The following is a 1,322-nucleotide window of genomic DNA, read 5'->3' on the forward strand; positions in this document are numbered from 1 at the left end:
AACAAATCGTTCCCGAAATTGTGGAACACCATAGTTTACAGCATCTAATACTCCGTACACCGTTTTATATCCTAACTTTTCAAATTCGGACAATATTACTTCTAGTACAGTTCCTAATTTTTGTTCAGGGTCTTTTTCATCTTTTTCTGCTGACGAAACATGCTTTAAACGTGCAGACATAATGCCCTTCACATTTTCCATAACAAAAAACCTAGGGCGAATATAATCTATCATTCTTATAAAATCCATGAATAAACTTCCCCTGGGATCATTTATTCCGAGACGTTTTCCAGCCGTTGAAAAAGGCTGGCACGGCGGACCACCACAAATCATAAATGGCTCTCCTCGATGAAGCCCCGTCATTTCTAGAATAGTTTCTGGGTTAATTTCTCTAATATCTCCGCCTAAAACGTTATGTCCATTTGCCTTCATTGTCTCCACACAATCTACGTCAAAATCCTGCCCTATGACAACATTGAGTCCTGCTTTTGACATTCCAATATCTAGTCCCATTGCTCCAGAGAATAGTGATATTACATCTCTATTATCCTTATACATTTTTCTTGCATTAGTAATATCAAAATCACTCATTAAACACTTTCTCCATTTTCTAAAATAAATTTTCTTTCAAATTCAGTTCCTGTAACTTCCGCAATTAATTCCAAATCTGCCACGGTAAAACTTTCTCTTCTTAATTTAGCATTAAAGTTCTGTGGAGATGTCCCAATCCTTCTTGCCAACTCTGAGACACTTATGCTTTGCCGCACACATAAGATGCGTATTTGTTCGGAAATTGTCATAATGGTACCTCTTTCAATAATCAACTTTTTTTTTCTTTTTTAAACTTATAATTTTAAACATCACACTATTATTATATACCATACTCACATAATGGTCTATCAAAAAGGAAAAAGGAAATTTGAAAACTTGAAAATTGTAAAACGATACGGACTTACAGTTTGTAAACTTCTTTCTATTTATGCATCGCATCAGAATATATGTTCTTTATATCCAAATACAACATTAGCTGAGATCCTACAAACGATCTCAGCCTCTATATTACTTCGGAATGTATCTGTATTGCATAATGTATCTCTCATTTGCAATTTTTTCAACATCCGGATTACGAATTAAAAATTCTTCGTATTCTTCTTTTAGCTTTTTTTTCATTTGAGACAATACTTCCATAAACTCACTTGGTTCTTTACCAATTTGTGTTGCACCAAGCTTCTCAAACAGTTTCTTACTTGACTCATTATCTGAGTAAATTCTCACCATGAAATATTCTACTGCTCTGAGCTCTAATACTCTTTTCGCAAACA

General features: G+C 34.2%; 3 protein-coding genes. All 3 read right to left on the reverse strand.

The features are described 5' to 3' along the window. Nucleotides 1–591: DNA cytosine methyltransferase (locus tag WMO25_RS18090; RefSeq protein ID WP_349086619.1), on the reverse strand; the 591-nt coding region annotated here is incomplete at its 3' end. Beyond that, entirely contained in the window at nt 591–800 is a 210-nt protein-coding gene (locus tag WMO25_RS18095) for a phage regulatory CII family protein (RefSeq protein ID WP_235232822.1), read from the reverse strand. The genes WMO25_RS18090 and WMO25_RS18095, both read right to left, overlap by 1 nt. A gap of 259 nt (nt 801–1,059) precedes the next feature. Next, nucleotides 1,060–1,322 (reverse strand): GNAT family N-acetyltransferase (locus tag WMO25_RS18100; protein WP_349086622.1); only part of this gene is annotated, 263 nt, incomplete at its 5' end.

The sequence above is a fragment of the Coprococcus intestinihominis genome (assembly GCF_040096555.1).
GTDB classification, from domain to species: Bacteria; Bacillota; Clostridia; order Lachnospirales; family Lachnospiraceae; genus Coprococcus_A; species Coprococcus_A intestinihominis.